Below are 14,951 nucleotides of genomic sequence, written 5' to 3'. Positions count from 1 at the left end.
GGCCGCCGCGCGCGGCCCCGTCTCCGCGGCGCGCGTTGCGGATACCCTCACCTCCCATGCACCCCGCTCACTAGGATCGGCACCATGAAGCTCGAGCTCCGCGGAATCACGAAGAGATTCGGCAGTCTCGTCGCGAACGACCACATCGACCTCGTGGTCGAGCCGGGGGAGATCCACTGTCTCCTCGGCGAGAACGGCGCAGGCAAGTCCACGCTCATGAACGTGCTGTACGGGTTGTACCAGGCTGACGACGGCGTCATCCTGCTCGACGACCACGTCCAGGCCTTCCGAGGTCCCGGCGACGCGATGCGCGCCGGCATCGGGATGGTGCACCAGCACTTCATGCTCGTCCCCGTCTTCACGGTCGCCGAGAACGTCATGCTGGGGCACGAGTCGACGCGCGCCGCGGGTCTCCTCGACCTCGAGGCGGCGCGGGAACGCGTGCGCGAGATCTCGGCGCGGTTCGGGTTCGACGTCGACCCGGACGCGATCGTCGAAGACCTGCCGGTGGGCGTGCAGCAGCGCGTCGAGATCATCAAGGCGCTCTCGCGCGACGCGAAGGTGCTCGTGTTCGACGAGCCGACCGCCGTGCTGACGCCGCAGGAGACCGACGAGCTCATGGGCATCATGCGCCAGCTCAGAGAGGCCGGGGCATCCATCGTCTTCATCACGCACAAGCTGCGCGAGGTGCGCGAGGTCGCCGACCGCATCACCGTGATCCGGCTCGGCAAGGTCGTCGGCGAGGCGTCGCCGACGGCGTCCAACGCCGAGCTCGCGTCGATGATGGTCGGCCGGTCCGTGCAGCTGACGGTCCAGAAGGACGCGCCGAACCTCGGCGAGCCCGAGCTCGTCGTCGAGGGCCTCAGCGTCATCGACACGATCGGTCAGCTCGTCGTGAACGACGTGAGCTTCGAGGTGCGCGGGGGAGAGGTGCTCGCCGTCGCCGGCGTGCAGGGCAACGGACAGACCGAGCTGACCGAGGCGCTCGTGGGCCTCCAGCCCCAGGTGCGCGGTTCGGTGCGGCTCAACGGCGAGGAGCTCGTCGGCCGGACCGTGCGACACATCCTCGATCAGGGCGTCGGCTTCGTACCCGAGGACCGCAACGAGGACGGCCTCGTGGGTGCCTTCACGATCGCCGAGAACCTCATGCTCGACCGCGCGAACGGCGCACCCTTCGTCAAGGGCGGGAACGTCCAGAAGCGCGCGCTCGAGGAGTTCGCGAAGGAGAAGTTCACCGAGTTCGACGTCCGCGCCCCTGGGATCGACACCCCCGTCGGGTCGCTCTCCGGCGGCAACCAGCAGAAGGTCGTCCTCGCGCGGGAGCTGAGCCGCGACCTGTCGCTCCTCGTCGCCGCCCAGCCCACGCGCGGTGTGGATGTCGGCTCGATCGAGTTCATCCACAAGCGCATCGTGGAGACGCGGGATGCCGGCATCCCCGTCGTCGTCGTCTCCACCGAGCTCGACGAGGTCACGGCCCTCGCCGACCGCATCATGGTGATGTACCGCGGCAAGATCGTCGGGATCGTGCCCGGCAACACCCCGCGCGACGTCCTCGGCCTCATGATGGCCGGCGTCGCGCCCGAGTCGGAAGGGGCCGCCGCGTGACCACCTCGACAGCGCCGGCGCAGGCGCCTCGCCAGCCTCAGCCCGAGGCGCCGCAGCCATCGAAGTGGCACGACACGTTCCTGCGGATCACGCAGGGCAACGCGATCATCTCGGTGCTCGCCGTCGTGCTCGCCCTCATCGTCGGCGGCATCATGATCGCCGCGACCGACGAGGACGTGCAGGCGGCATCCGTCTACTTCTTCGCCCGCCCCGGCGACACGTTCGTCGCCATCTGGCAGTCGGTCTCGGGTGCGTACATCGCCCTCTTCCAGGGGTCGATCTACAACTTCGGCGCACCGACCTTCGCTCGCGCCATCCGACCCCTCACCGAAACCCTGACGTTCGCGACCCCGCTCATCGCGGCGGGTCTCGGCGTGGCGCTGGCGTTCCGCATCGGCATGTTCAACATCGGTGGACGCGGCCAGATGCTCATGGCGTCGGCGGCCGCCGGGTGGGTGGCGTTCTCGCTCGACCTGCCGTGGGGCATCCACATGATCGTCGCTCTCATCGCCGGGCTCATCGCGGGTGCGCTGTGGGCCGGCATCGCGGGCTTCCTCAAGGCACGCACGGGCGCGCACGAGGTGATCGTCACGATCATGCTCAACTACGTCGCCTTCTACCTGATCTCGTGGATGCTGCGCACCCCGGGCCTTCTGCAGGCGCCCGGGTCCAGCAACCCCAAGACGCCGGCCATGAAGGACACGGCCGTCTTCTTCGATCTGCTCGGGCCGCAGTACAATCTGCACTTCGGCTTCATCCTCGTGATCGGCGCGACCGTGCTGGTGTGGTGGATCCTCAACAAGTCGAGCCTCGGCTTCCAGTTCCGGGCCGTGGGCGAGAACCCGAGCGCGGCGCGGGTGGCCGGCATCAACGTCCGCAACATGTACGTCTACGGCATGCTCATCTCGGGCGCGCTCGTCGGCCTCGCGGGCGTCAACCAGGTTCTGGGGACGATCACCACAGGGTTCACCGCCGGCATCGATGCCGGGATCGGCTTCGACGCGATCACGGTCGCACTCCTCGGGCGCTCGACGCCGTGGGGAACCTTCGCCGCCGGCATCCTCTTCGGCGCGTTCAAGGCCGGCGGGTTCGCGATGCAGGCGGGCCAGCAGATCCCGATCGAGATCGTCACGGTCGTGCAGTCGCTCATCGTCCTGTTCATCGCCGCGCCGCCGCTGGTGCGGACCATCTTCTTCCTGCCCTCGCCGGAGCGTGACCGGCGTCGCGCCGAGAGGGCTCGGAAGAAGGCGCTCAAGGCCGAGGTCGCGCAGGGCGCACAGATCGAGGGGGTCGCCAAGTGACCGCGCCGCACCTCCCCACCGCCGGACTCATGCCCGAGACGCCGCTCGCCGTCGAGAAGACGGTCGTGCGCAGCTGGAAGACGCCGATCGCCCTGACCGTCTTCACGGTGCTCTACGCACTGCTGATGCTGTTCGCGCCCCGCGGGGGCACCACGACGTTCCGCCTCTCGACGCAGGCCGATCTCATCCAGCTCCCCGACCTGCAGGTGCCGGTCGGACCGACGGTGTGGGTCTGCTTCGTCCTCCTCGCGCTCCTGACGCTGGCCTCCGCGTACTTCGTGCGCGCGGGCGGCCGGTCGCCCCTCTGGGTCGTGATCGTCTACATCGTGGTGTTCGTCGTGGGATTCCTCACGTGGGCGGCCTCGGGAGCGACGATCCCCGTGCCGGGCCTGCTGGCGGGTTCGCTCGCCCTCGCGGTGCCGCTCATCTACGGCGCGCTCGGCGGAGTCATCGGCGAGCGCGCGGGTGTGGTGAACATCGCGATCGAGGGGCAGCTCCTCGCGGGTGCCTTCACGGCCGCCGTGATCTCATCGCTCACGAAGCAGCCCTTCCTGGGTCTCCTCGCGGCGATGGTCGCGGGTGTGCTGGTCGCGGCCGTGCTGGCGGCCTTCGCGATCAAGTACCTCGTGGACCAGGTCATCGTCGGTGTCGTCCTCAACGTCCTCGTGCTGGGCCTCACCGGGTTCCTGTTCTCGCAGGTGCTGCAGCCGAACGCCGCCGTGCTCAACACGCCCGTGCGGTTCGACCGCATCCCGATTCCGCTGCTCAGCGAGATCCCGGTCATCGGGCCGCTGCTCTTCCGGCAGACCATCATCGTCTACATCATGTACGTCGCCGTCGCGCTGGTGTACGTCGGGATGTTCCACACGCGCTGGGGTCTGCGCCTCCGCGCGGTCGGCGAGCACCCGCAGGCCGCCGACACGGTCGGCATCAAGGTGAACTCCACGCGGTTCTGGAACGTGCTCCTCGCCGGAGCCATCGTGGGGCTCGGCGGCACGGTCTTCACGATCGGCAACGGCATCGCGTTCAACAAGGACATGACGGCCGGCGCCGGCTTCATCGCGCTCGCCGCAGTCATCTTCGGCCAGTGGGACCCGATCAAGGCGACCCTCGCAGCGCTGCTGTTCGGCTTCGCCTCGAACCTGCAGAACACGCTGAGCGTCATCGGCTCCCCGGTGCCCAGCGAGTTCATGCTCATGCTTCCGTACCTCGTCACGATCTTCGTCGTGGCGGGGGTCGTCGGAAAGTCCCGCGCTCCCGCGGCCGACGGCAAGCCATACATCAAGGGGTGATGTGATCTCGTGACCGACATCGACTGGGACGAGCTCAGAGCAGCCGCAACCGAGGCGATGCAGCGCGCGTATGCGCCGTACTCCCGCTATCGCGTGGGTGCTGCCGCTCTCGTGTCCGACGGACGCATCGTGCAGGGCTGCAACGTCGAGAACGCCTCCTACGGCGTGACGCTGTGCGCCGAGTGCGGACTCGTCTCCGAGCTGCACATGTCGGGTGGAGGGCAGCTGGTGGCCTTCGTCTGCGTGAACAACGACGGCCAGACGATCATGCCCTGCGGCCGCTGCCGGCAGCTGCTCTACGAGCACGCCCTCCCGGGCATGCTGCTCGAGACGGTCTCGGGCATCCGCACGATCGACGAGGTGCTGCCGGATGCCTTCGGCCCGCGCGACCTCGAAGAGGCCGCACGCTGATGGTCGAGGCATTCGACGCCGTCGATGTGATCCGCGCCAAGCGTGATGGGGGAGAGGTCCCCGAGGACGCGCTGCGCTGGATGGTCGACGCCTACACACGGGGCTACGTCGCCGACGCCCAGATGTCGGCGTTCGCGATGGCGGTGCTCCTCAACGGGATGACGCGGGCCGAGATCCGGGTCATGACCGACGCCATGATCGCATCCGGCGAGCGGCTGAGCTTCGCGGGCCTCGGAAAGCCGACCGTCGACAAGCACTCCACCGGTGGCGTGGGCGACAAGATCACCCTGCCGCTCGCGCCTCTGGTCGCGGCGTTCGGCGTCGCCGTGCCGCAGCTCTCCGGCCGGGGGCTCGGTCACACGGGCGGGACGCTCGACAAGCTCGAGTCGATCCCCGGCTGGACCGCCGCCCTCACCAACGACGAGCTCTTCGACCAGCTCCGCGACGTCGGCGCTGTCATCTGCGCCGCGGGCTCGGGGCTCGCGCCGGCCGATAAGAAGCTCTACGCCCTGCGGGATGTCACCGGGACGGTCGAGGCGATCCCGCTCATCGCCTCGAGCATCATGTCGAAGAAGATCGCGGAGGGCACCGACTCGCTCGTGCTCGACGTCAAGTTCGGCTCCGGCGCCTTCATGAAGGACGTGGAGCGGGCGCGCGAGCTCGCGCGCACCATGGTCGAGCTCGGCACCGACTCGGGAGTCTCGACGACGGCGCTCCTCACCGATATGAACACCCCGCTCGGCCTCGCCATCGGCAACGCCAACGAGGTTCGCGAGTCGGTCGAGGTGCTCGCGGGCGGGGGTCCCGCCGACATCGTCGAGCTGACGGTCGCGCTCGCGCGCGAGATGCTCGCTCTCGCCGGGCAGCCGGACGCCGACGTCGAGGCGGCCCTGAAAGACGGGCGTGCCATGGACGTCTGGCGCGACATGATCCGCGCGCAGGACGGCGACCCGGATGCCGAGCTCCCCGCGCCCCGCGAGACCCACACCGTCACGGCCGACGCCGACGGCTACGTGACGCGGCTCGAAGCGCTGCCCTTCGGTGTCGCGGCGTGGCGCCTCGGCGCGGGCCGCGCCCGGGCCGAAGACCCCGTCGTCCACGCGGCCGGCATCGACCTCCACGTCAAGCCCGGCGATCGGATCACCGCCGGCCAGCCGCTGTTCACCCTGCTCGGGCACGATGCCAGCCGGTTCGACCGCGCCCTCGCCGCACTGGACGGCGCGTGGCAGATCGGCGCCGAGGCCCCGGCCGCCGCCCCGCTGGTTCTCGAGCGCATCACCGCCTGACCCCGGCTGCGCCGAGGCGCGGCATCCATTCCCCAAGAAAGACCGACGAGGAGCAGCGAATGCCCATCGACCAGCATGGCGACACCGTCCTTCAGGGCGTCTCGATCCGCAGCCTCCCCAAGGTCTCGCTGCACGACCACCTCGACGGGGGCGTGCGTCCCGCGACGATCGTCGAGCTCGCCGACGCGGCGGGCGTCGATGTCCCCGCGACGGACGCCGACGAACTCGCCGACTGGTTCGCCGAGAAGAGCGACTCGGGCTCCCTCGTCGAGTACCTGAAGACGTTCGACCTGACCATCGCCGTCATGCAGACGGCCGACGGGCTCCGGCGGGTCGCGCGCGAATTCGTCGAGGACCTCGCCGCCGACGGCGTCGTCTACGGCGAGGTGCGCTGGGCGCCCGAGCAGCACCTGCAGGGCGGGCTGTCGCTCGAGGAGGTCGTCGAGGCGGTCCAGGAGGGCATCGAAGAGGGTGAGGATGCCGCCGACCGCGCGGGCCGCGACATCCGTGTCGGACAGCTCATCACCGCCATGCGGCACACCGACCGTTCGCTCGAGATCGCCCGGCTCGCGGTCGACTTCCGCGGTCGCGGAGCCGTCGGCTTCGACATCGCCGGGCCGGAGGACGGCTTCCCGCCCTCGAACCACAAGGCCGCCTTCGACTACCTCGCGTCGGAGTTCTTCCCCGTGACGGTGCACGCCGGCGAGGCGGCGGGGCTCGACTCCATTCGCTCGGCGCTGCTCGACGGACGCGCGCTGCGCCTCGGGCACGGGGTGCGGATCGCGGAGGACCTCGAGGTCGTCTCGCGCGCCGGCGAAGAGGTGCTCGTGACCTTCGGCGACCTCGCTCGCTGGGTGCGCGACCGCGAGATCCCGCTCGAGCTCTCACCCTCGTCGAACCTGCAGACCGGCGCGATCGAGCGGTGGGGCACGACGATCGAGGACCACCCGTTCGATCTGCTGTACCAGCTCGGGTTCGCCGTGACGGTCAACGTCGACAACCGCACGATGAGCCGCACATCGCTCACCCGCGAGCTCGCGCTCCTCGCCGAGACCTTCGAGTACGACCTCGACGACCTCGAGATCTTCCAGGTCAACGCCGCCGCCGGCTCGTTCCTCCCCCTCGAGGAGCGCGAAGAGCTCATCGAGATCATCAACGACGGCTTCGACCTCTGACCCGCCGAAGTCGGCCTTCGCCCGCGGCAAATCGCGGGTCATCGGGGTCAACACCCGCAGTTTGCCGCGGGGGAGCGAGCGCGCGACGGGCTCGCCCGCGGCGACTCGCGGGTGAGCCTGCTCCACAGTCGCACATTGCCGCGGGGGAGCGAGCGCATGGCGGACTCGTCCGCGGCGGGCTCGCCCGCGGCGACCGGGGAGGTCAGCGCCGGGCGACGCCCGGATGCGTGGCGAGATAGGCCTCGAACGCCTCGGCGCTCGTCTTGGCCGGGGTGAACCCGAAGTCGCGTGTGAGCGCTTCGTTGGACAGCACGGGGCGGTAGCGGAGGAAGCCGACCTGTTCGGGACCGTGCACGGTGAGGCGCAGCATCCGTCCGATCCGCAGCCCGAAGGCCAGGACGCCCGCCGGCACCGTGAGCAGCGGCTTGCCGAGGCGTTCCGCAAGCTCATGGATCGTCACGCGGCCGTCGCCGGCGACGTTGTAGATGCCCGGCGGCCCGTCGGTCGCGGCGCGGGTCATTGCGGCGGCGACATCGTCGACCCAGATGAAGACGAACGGCGACTCCGACCCTCGAATGGCCAGGATGCGGCGGCCGTCCCACAGCGCCGTGATCTGGTTGCGGACGGTCGGGCCGAGGATCGTCCCGATGCGGAAGACGACCTGCTCGAGTTCGGGGTGGGTGAGCCGGTATCCCGCCAGCATCTGCTCGACGAGGCGCTTGTGCTTGGAGTACGGGAACTCGTCGTTGCCGCGGACCGGGTCGGTCTCGCGCAGCCATTCGGGGTTGTCGGGGTGATACCCGTAGGCCGCCCCCGACGATGACACGACGACGCGCCGCACTCCCGCCTCGATGCAGGCCTCGAGCACGTTGCGCGAGCCGTCGACGTCGACGCGGTACTCGAGGTCGTGGTCGCGCCCGGGGTTCACGATCGCGGCGAGATGCACCACGACGTCGATGCGGTGACGCTCCATGAGGGGCACGAGGCCGCCCGCGATCGTCACGTCGCACTCGTCGTAGGTGACGCGCTGGAGCGGATGCTCCGGCCGGCGCACGTCGCCCGCGACGACCTTGTCGACGCCGGGGTGCCCGACGAGTGCCGCAGCGACGTGCGTGCCGAGGAAGCCCGCACCGCCCGTGACGAGCACGCGCGCGCCCATCAGGCGGCCTCGGGCGCGGTGTCGGACGAGGCGGTCGCGTGGCGCGAGGCATCCCCTCTCGCCGATCCAGTGCGGCGGCGCGTGTGCCGCGCCCACAGCGCCGCGACGGCAAGGCCAGCGATGATGTCCCAGATGCCCCACCACCCGGCGACGATGGCCATGCCGCCGAGCCCGCCGAAGAACGTGAAGACGAGGCCGAGGCCGAGGCCCGCGTTGCGGATGCCGACCTCGAACGTCATCGCCTTGCGCTCGCGCGTGCCGAGGCCGCCCACCACGGCCGTCGAGTAGCCGATCGCGAGAGCGACGGCGTCGTGGATCGCCACGACGACGAGGATGACGCCGAGGAACGCGATGAAGTACGACCAGTTGCCCGCGAGAGCGGCGACGATGAAGCCGAGGAGCGCGAGGAGCGAGAACCACTTCACGAAGGGCTGCACCCTGCCGGCGAACGCGGGGAAGCGCGCTCGGATGCCGAGACCGAGCAGGAACGGGACGCCGATGATGAGGAAGACGTCGACGAGCATCTGCCAGGGGTTGAGCTGCACGGTCTCGAGCAGGTCGCGCGCCGTCGGGTGGAGGGACCCCCAGAACGCCACGCTGAGCGGCAGAACGAAGATGTAGATGAGATTCGAGACGGCGGTCATCGAGACCGACAGCGCGACGTTCCCGCCCGAGCGGTGCGTGAGCACCTGCGAGATGTTCCCCGGCGGGCAGCAGGCGACGAGCAGCATGCCGAGCGCCATCGACGGCGTCACGGGGAGGATGAGCGTGAGGCAGAACGTCACCGCGGGGAGCACGAGGAGCTGCGCGAGGATCGCGATGACGAAGGGCTTCGGCTTGCGCGCGACGACCTTGAAGTCCTGCGGCGAGGTGTCCAGCGCGATGCCGAACATGATGAGCGCCAGCACGACGTTGAGGATGACAAGCGTCGCGGGGTTGAAGTTGAGGACGACGTCGTCGATGTTCATGTGCCGGCCTTCGTGCTGCGGGCGTCGGGGCGCGGGGGATGGATGCCCTTGCCCGGATCGACGGGACGCAGCTTCGGGGCATCCGGATCTCGCCGCAGCTCGGCGATGGCGGCGCGGACCGCCCGCCGGTAGGCGTCCTTGTTGACGTAGTACGACATCCGCTCGAGACCGAGATAGCGGTAGCCGCCAGACAGGTCGGGCCATGCGCCGGTGGCGACGTCGCGCCGGAACGCGGCCGCACGCGACGGGTGGTGCTCGAGCGCTGAGAGGTACTCGGCGATGAGCTCGGCCTGCTCGTAGCGCCCCTGCCAGCCGATTCCGGATGCCTCGATCATGCCCATGACGTAGAGCCCGTTGAACGCCGGCGGGAAGATGTTGAGGAACAGGCGCGGCGACCAGCCGGTCCAGTTGAGCTCTTCCTTCTCGACGAACGGATAGTCGAGCGTGTACCCCGTCGCGAGCAGGACCGTGTCGTACTCCGCGCTCGAGCCGTCGCGGAAGTGCACCGTCGAGCCGTCGAAGCGTGCGATGTCGGGACGGATGCGGAGATCGCCCTGGCCGAGGTGATTGAGGATCAGGGTGTTGACGATCGGGTGCGACTCGTAGATGCGGTAGTCGGGTTTGGGGAACCCGAAGCGCACCGGATCGCCCGTGAAGGCGCGCAGCACCCGCGTGTCGACGAACTGCTTGATGCGCGCGGGCAGCGGCTTGCCCTGATTCAGGGTGTCCGAGGGGCGGCCGAAGAGGTACCGAGGAACGAAGTAGTAGCCGCGGCGCACGCTCATGTCCACGGATGCCGCGTGGTGCACGGCGTCCACGGCGATGTCGCAGCCCGAGTTCCCGGCGCCGACGATGAGCACCCGCTTGCCGGTGAGCTGCGTCGCGCGCTTGTACCCGCTCGTGTGCAGGAGCTCACCCGAGAACTCCCCGGGGAAGGACGGCACGTTCGGCTCGGCGAGCGTGCCGTTCGCGAGGACGACGCCGGCGTACTGCCGGGCGAACTCTCCGTCAGTGTCTTCGGCGGTCAGCATCCATCCACCGTCCGGCGACCGGTCGAGGCTCGTGACCTTCGTGTCGAAGCGGAAGTGCTCGGTGAGCCCGAAGTGGTCGGCGTAATCGCGGAAGTACTGGATGAGCGAGCGGTGGCTCGGGTAGTCGGCCGCATCGGTCATCGGGAACTCGGCGAACTGCGTCGTCGTGCGCGAGGAGATGAGGTGTGCCGACTCGTACATCGTCGAGCGCGGATTCTCGATGTCCCACAGGCCGCCGACACCGCGGGATGCCTCGTACCCGTCGAAGGCGATGCCGGCCTTCTGCAGCGCGCGCGCCGCGGCGAGACCAGATGGGCCCGCCCCGATGATGGCGTACCGGTGCTCCTGCATGTTCCACACTCCGTCGTGCCCGCGTCCCGCGGAGCAACCTCACGATGTTAGCCGCTGAGGGCGGAGGGGAGGATCCGTCCGCCCACGGGTGTGGGAAGTGGCCGGCGGTGCACGCGGGGGTCAGTTCAGAGAGGATGCCACGCGGCCGACGAGGCGCGTGATCTCCGCCGTCATCTCCTCGTCGGAGATCGTGGGCGTGCCGTCGCCGGGCTGGGGTCCGTAGTCGCCGAACGACGAGTGGCTCGCCCCGTCGACCTCGACCATCTCGGCGTCGCGGGGGAGGAGGCGCTGAGCCTCGGCGATCTTCTCGGGCGTGGAGAGTCCGTCCTCGCTCCCCGAGATGCTGAGCACCGGCTGCTGCCATTCCGAGAGGTCCTGGGCGCAGTACGAGCCGAAGAGCACGAGCGCCTCGGCCTGCGTGGCGAGCTGGCACGAGCGGACGCCGCCGAGCGAATGCCCGCCGACCATCCACTCGCGCACGGCGGGCGCGAGCGTCGTGAACGAGCCGAGGGGCCTCAGATCGAAGAAGGCGAGGTTGAGCCACGGCTTCGTGATGACCACGGTGACGCCCTTGTCGGCCACGAGGCCCGACAGCTTCGAGGCGTAGGCCCACGGGTCGACCTTGGCGCCGGGGATGAAGACGAGCCCGACGTGCGACCGGCCCTCGGCCGGCGTCATGATGATGCCGTCCGGCTCGTCGCTGATCACGATGCGGTCGTCGGCCTTCACAGCCGCGAGTGGCTCCGGCTCGGCCTGCATGACACCGACCTGGCTCCAGATGACGATCCCCACGACGGCGGCGAGGATGAGCACGCCGATGCCGGCGAGCACCCACCAGATGACCCGGAGACCGCGGCGTCGGCGGGCGCTGGGCGGCTGGTCTTCGGTCGGCGCGGGCGAGGCGTCAGGGTCGGTCACAGCCACGAGCGTACCGGCGGTCAGGTACGGCCCGGATCAGCGACGGCCCGCTCGGCGACCGGACGGTGCCGGTCGCCGAGCGGGCCAAGCGCTCTCAGACGAGCTGGGATTGCCGCGCCGCGACGACTTCTTCGACCTTCGGGAACAGCGGATGCTCCCGCTCGAGACCGGTGACGGCGGCGGTGAAGGACGCGGCATCCTGTTCCCGCAGCTGCGCCTGCAGCTGCACCGACTGCTCGTCCTCGGCGTCTTCGAAGGCGAGGGCAGCGCCCATCGCGGCGACGAGCGCGTCGGTCGACAGTCCTCGCTCGGCGGCCTCGGCCGCCGGTCCGATGAACCGCTCGTTGCGCGACAGCTTGCGCAGCGGCTGCCTGCCGACCCGCCACACCGTGTCGGGGAGGGCGTCGTTGCGGAAGCGACGGAGGATCGTCTCGCGGTACTGCGCGAGATCGGCCGGGTCGAGACCGTGCTTGGCGGCGAGCAGGGCCGAGGTCTCTTCCAGAGTCGCGGCGACCCGCGCGGCGATCGCATCGTCGGAGAGGGCCTGCGCGATCGTCTCGACGCCGGACTGGGCGCCGAAGTACGCGGTCGTCGCATGCCCCGTGTTGACGGTGAAGAGCTTGCGCTCGATGTACGGCCCCAGATCGTCCACGAAGTGGGCACCCGGGATGTCGGGCGGATCGTCACCGAAGGGCAGGCGCTCGATCGCCCACTCGAAGAACGGCTCGACCGTCACGTCGACGCCTCCGCCTTCGGGCTGGGCCGGGACGATCCGGTCGACCGCGGTGTTGGCGAAGACGGCCCGCCCCTGGATCGCCTCCCACGCGTCGCCAGCCTGCGCGCGGATCTCGTCGCGCAGCAGGTCGGTCGCGTTGATCGCATTCTCGCAGGCCATGACCTGCAGGGGCGGCGACGACGGGTCGCGCAGCGCGAGGGCGGAGAGGATGTGCGGAGCGACGAACTTGAGGATCGTCGGCCCGACCGCGGTCGTCACGACATTGGCGGTCGCGACCTCGTCGATCACCTCGTCGGGGTGCGTCGCGCTGTTGATCGCACGGAAGCCGGTGACGACGGTGTCGCGCCCGCCCTCGCCGACCTCGTGGACCGTGTACTCGTCGACGGCGTTGATCGCATCGACGAGCGGGGCCGCGACATCCGAGAAGACGAGGTCGTACCCGCCCTCGTGCAGGAGCAGGCCGACGAAGCCGCGCCCGATGTTCCCGGCGCCGAAGTGGACGGCCTTCATGACTCGTTGACGGTGCCGAGCAGCCGGTAGAGCTCCTCGGGCGTCTGCGCCTGCTTGAGGCGCTCGACCTCGTCCTCGTCCGAGAACAGGAGCGCGATCTGCGAGAGGATCTCGAGGTGCTCGTCGCCCTTGCCGGCGATGCCGATGACGAACGTCACGGGCTCTCCGTCCCAGTCGACGCCGCCGTCGTAGCGGACGACCGAGAGCCCCGACGCGAGGATCGTCTGCTTCGTCTCGTTCGTGCCGTGCGGGATCGCGAGCTCGTTGCCCATATAGGTCGAGACGGTCTGCTCCCGCTGCTGCATCGCGTCGAAGTAGGCGCTGGTGACGGCACCCGCGGCCTCGAGGATGTCGGCGGCCTCCTTCATCGCGTCCTCTCGGGACGCTCCTCCGGAGTGGATCCGCACCTGGCCGATGCTGAGGACGTCACGTGCCATGGTTCACGCCTTTCTCGAAACGGATGACTGCTGCCCAGTCCACTATCGACCGCCGACGTCTGTCCAGCGGTTGACCAGGAGCGCCGAAGACTCTGGGGCCGGGGCATCGCGCACATCCGACCCCAGAGCGTCTTCGGGCCTCGGCTGTTACGCCTCGGCGTCCTGATGCTGCGCGCGGACGAGGTCGACGACCTCGTCGTAGCGCGGCGAATTCATGAAGTTGTCGACCGAGACGTGGACCGCACCGGGCGTCTGCTGACGCGCGCGGTCCGTCAGCTGGTTCTGCGTGATGACCAGGTCGGCGGAGGAGTCGAGGTTCGAGATCGCCTTGTTGACGACCGTGACATCCTCGATGCCCGCCTTCTTGATCTTGTTGCGCAGGACGCTCGCGCCCATCGCCGACGACCCCATGCCCGCGTCGCACGCGAACACGATGTTGCGGATCTCCTTCTCCATGCCCGTGCCCGGGCCGCCACGGCCGTCGACCTGCGTCGCCGCGCCGCCGCGGAGGTTCGCGAGGGCGTCGGAGCTCTTGCCCTTGGCGGCCTCGGTCTGGGTGATCGCCGCGCCGAAGGCGTCGTCCGTCAGGGCCATGGCCTCGAGGTCGCGCTTGCGGGAGGCCCGCAGGATGACGGCCGCGATGAGGAAGGTCACCACGGCGGCAAGGAGCACCGACAGCAGCACGGCGAAGTACTTGCCGGGTGCGATCTGCGCGATGACCGCGAAGATGCTGCCCGGTGCCGCCGGGGCTCGCAGTGCCCCGCCGAGGAGCATGTTGGTCGTGACGCCGGTCATGCCGCCGCCGATGAGGGCGAGGATCAGCATCGGCTTCATGAGCGCGTACGGGAAGTACACCTCGTGGATGCCGCCGAAGAACTGGATGACGGCCGCGCCCGGTGCCGACGCGCGCGCCGCCCCGATGCCGAAGAACGTGAACGCGAGGAGCAGACCCACGCCGGGGCCGGGGTTGGCCTCGAGGAGGAAGAGGATCGACGATCCCGAGTCCGCGGACTCCTGCAGGCCGAGCGGGGTGAGCACGCCGTGGTTGATGGCGTTGTTCAGGAAGAACACCTTCGCCGGCTCGATCACGATGCTCGTCAGCGGCAGCAGGTTCGTCTCGACGAGCCAGCCGACGGCGTTGGAGAGGATCTGCATGATGCCGTTGACGACCCACGCGATCGGGTAGAAGCCGACGATCGCCATCACGAAGCCCCAGATGCCGGCCGAGAACATGTTGACGAGCATCTCGAAGCCCGCCCGGATCTTCCCCTCCCACAGCGAGTCGAGCCACTTCATCGTGTACGCGGAGAGCGGGCCCATGATCATCGCGCCGATGAACATGTGCACCTGGCCGAGCGGGGCATCGCCCTCCGGCAGGCTCGCGTTGAACTGCGCGATGAGGTAGTCCGAGCCCGCGATGGCGCCGAAGGTGCCGATGGCGCCCACGACTCCGCCGCGGATGCCGTAGACCATGCTGCCGCCCGTGTAGGCGATGAGGATCGGCAGCAGGTAGTGGATGAAGGGACCGACGATCGTCGCCAGTGCGGCGACCGGAGTCCAGCCCACGTCGATGAAGAAGGCGGTGAAGATGCCCCACGCGATGAGCGCGGGGATGTTCGGCATGATCATGCCGGACAGGAACGTGCCGAAGCGCTGGACTCCGACTCGCGCCCGGCTCGTGCCACCCGCCACGGGGGCGGGTACTGACGCCGTTGTCATTACTGTGTCTCCTTTTTTCTTCGGTTCTTCCCTCGCCGCGGGTGCGGCTTTC

At 69.4% G+C, this 14,951-nt stretch carries 13 protein-coding genes; 6 read left to right on the top strand and 7 right to left on the bottom strand.

From position 1 onward, the window contains the following. Window positions 1–84: 84 nt before the first annotated feature. The 6 genes from G5T42_RS01745 to G5T42_RS01720 are packed head-to-tail and all read left to right on the top strand — an operon-like array spanning window position 85 to window position 7,070. Window positions 85–1,605 carry an ABC transporter ATP-binding protein gene (locus G5T42_RS01745; RefSeq protein ID WP_165124583.1) on the top strand — a complete coding sequence of 507 codons (1,521 nt, stop codon included), beginning with the start codon at window positions 85–87 and terminating at the stop codon, window positions 1,603–1,605. After that, complete coding sequence (locus G5T42_RS01740) at window positions 1,602–2,906, top strand: ABC transporter permease (RefSeq protein ID WP_165124579.1); 1,305 nt, start codon at window positions 1,602–1,604, stop codon at window positions 2,904–2,906. Before G5T42_RS01745 ends, G5T42_RS01740 begins: the two co-directional genes overlap by 4 nt. Before the next feature lie 29 nt (window positions 2,907–2,935). Then, window positions 2,936–4,198, top strand: coding sequence for an ABC transporter permease (locus G5T42_RS01735; RefSeq protein ID WP_165130036.1), 1,263 nt, complete (start codon window positions 2,936–2,938; stop codon window positions 4,196–4,198). A 9-nt stretch (window positions 4,199–4,207) separates the two neighbouring features. Continuing rightward, entirely contained in the window at window positions 4,208–4,609 is a 402-nt protein-coding gene (locus G5T42_RS01730; protein WP_165124576.1) for a cytidine deaminase, read from the top strand. Beyond that, complete coding sequence (locus G5T42_RS01725; protein WP_165124573.1) at window positions 4,609–5,895, top strand: thymidine phosphorylase; 1,287 nt, start codon at window positions 4,609–4,611, stop codon at window positions 5,893–5,895. The genes G5T42_RS01730 and G5T42_RS01725 overlap by 1 nt, the downstream gene beginning before the upstream one ends. A gap of 59 nt (window positions 5,896–5,954) precedes the next feature. Further along, the gene (locus G5T42_RS01720) at window positions 5,955–7,070 is read left to right on the top strand and encodes an adenosine deaminase (protein ID WP_165124570.1); all 1,116 of its coding nucleotides are present in this window, start codon (window positions 5,955–5,957) and stop codon (window positions 7,068–7,070) included. Window positions 7,071–7,272: 202 nt separating this feature from the next. On the opposite strand, the gene G5T42_RS01715 is transcribed toward G5T42_RS01720, so the two are convergent. The 7 genes from G5T42_RS01715 to G5T42_RS01685 all read right to left on the bottom strand — a co-directional run bounded on the left by G5T42_RS01715 (window position 7,273) and on the right by G5T42_RS01685 (window position 14,899). Next, complete coding sequence (locus G5T42_RS01715; RefSeq protein WP_165124567.1) at window positions 7,273–8,229, bottom strand: SDR family oxidoreductase; 957 nt, start codon at window positions 8,227–8,229, stop codon at window positions 7,273–7,275. Continuing rightward, window positions 8,229–9,197 (bottom strand): bile acid:sodium symporter family protein, encoded by a 969-nt coding sequence (locus tag G5T42_RS01710; RefSeq protein ID WP_165124564.1) that lies wholly within the window; start codon window positions 9,195–9,197, stop codon window positions 8,229–8,231. Before G5T42_RS01710 ends, G5T42_RS01715 begins: the two co-directional genes overlap by 1 nt. Then, complete coding sequence (locus G5T42_RS01705; RefSeq protein ID WP_165124561.1) at window positions 9,194–10,579, bottom strand: NAD(P)-binding domain-containing protein; 1,386 nt, start codon at window positions 10,577–10,579, stop codon at window positions 9,194–9,196. The genes G5T42_RS01710 and G5T42_RS01705 overlap by 4 nt, the downstream gene beginning before the upstream one ends. Window positions 10,580–10,699: 120 nt before the next feature. Next, complete coding sequence (locus tag G5T42_RS01700; protein ID WP_206535693.1) at window positions 10,700–11,497, bottom strand: alpha/beta hydrolase; 798 nt, start codon at window positions 11,495–11,497, stop codon at window positions 10,700–10,702. A gap of 94 nt (window positions 11,498–11,591) precedes the next feature. Beyond that, complete coding sequence (locus G5T42_RS01695; RefSeq protein ID WP_165124558.1) at window positions 11,592–12,743, bottom strand: mannitol-1-phosphate 5-dehydrogenase; 1,152 nt, start codon at window positions 12,741–12,743, stop codon at window positions 11,592–11,594. Then, the gene (locus G5T42_RS01690; RefSeq protein WP_165124555.1) at window positions 12,740–13,180 is read right to left on the bottom strand and encodes a PTS sugar transporter subunit IIA; all 441 of its coding nucleotides are present in this window, start codon (window positions 13,178–13,180) and stop codon (window positions 12,740–12,742) included. Before G5T42_RS01690 ends, G5T42_RS01695 begins: the two co-directional genes overlap by 4 nt. 147 nt (window positions 13,181–13,327) lie before the next feature. Next, entirely contained in the window at window positions 13,328–14,899 is a 1,572-nt protein-coding gene (locus tag G5T42_RS01685; protein ID WP_165124552.1) for a PTS mannitol transporter subunit IICB, read from the bottom strand. Window positions 14,900–14,951: the final 52 nt, after the last annotated feature.

It is taken from the genome of Microbacterium sp. 4R-513 (assembly GCF_011046485.1).
In the GTDB taxonomy this organism is placed as follows: domain Bacteria; phylum Actinomycetota; class Actinomycetes; order Actinomycetales; family Microbacteriaceae; genus Microbacterium.
Note: the sequence above shows the minus strand (reverse complement) of the source record. Positions and strands in the feature narration are given on the sequence as shown.

What these genes read in the sequence shown, in the direction of transcription:
- G5T42_RS01745 (WP_165124583.1), top strand. Translation starts at nt 85, where the DNA reads ATGAAGCTCGAGCTCCGCGGAATCACGAAGAGATTCGGCAGTCTCGTC.
- G5T42_RS01735 (WP_165130036.1), top strand. Translation starts at nt 2,936, where the DNA reads ATGCCCGAGACGCCGCTCGCCGTCGAGAAGACGGTCGTGCGCAGCTGG.
- G5T42_RS01725 (WP_165124573.1), top strand. Translation starts at nt 4,609, where the DNA reads ATGGTCGAGGCATTCGACGCCGTCGATGTGATCCGCGCCAAGCGTGAT.
- G5T42_RS01720 (WP_165124570.1), top strand. Translation starts at nt 5,955, where the DNA reads ATGCCCATCGACCAGCATGGCGACACCGTCCTTCAGGGCGTCTCGATC.
- G5T42_RS01715 (WP_165124567.1), bottom strand. Translation starts at nt 8,229, where the DNA reads ATGGGCGCGCGCGTGCTCGTCACGGGCGGTGCGGGCTTCCTCGGCACG.
- G5T42_RS01710 (WP_165124564.1), bottom strand. Translation starts at nt 9,197, where the DNA reads ATGAACATCGACGACGTCGTCCTCAACTTCAACCCCGCGACGCTTGTC.
- G5T42_RS01705 (WP_165124561.1), bottom strand. Translation starts at nt 10,579, where the DNA reads ATGCAGGAGCACCGGTACGCCATCATCGGGGCGGGCCCATCTGGTCTC.
- G5T42_RS01695 (WP_165124558.1), bottom strand. Translation starts at nt 12,743, where the DNA reads ATGAAGGCCGTCCACTTCGGCGCCGGGAACATCGGGCGCGGCTTCGTC.
- G5T42_RS01690 (WP_165124555.1), bottom strand. Translation starts at nt 13,180, where the DNA reads ATGGCACGTGACGTCCTCAGCATCGGCCAGGTGCGGATCCACTCCGGA.
- G5T42_RS01685 (WP_165124552.1), bottom strand. Translation starts at nt 14,899, where the DNA reads ATGACAACGGCGTCAGTACCCGCCCCCGTGGCGGGTGGCACGAGCCGG.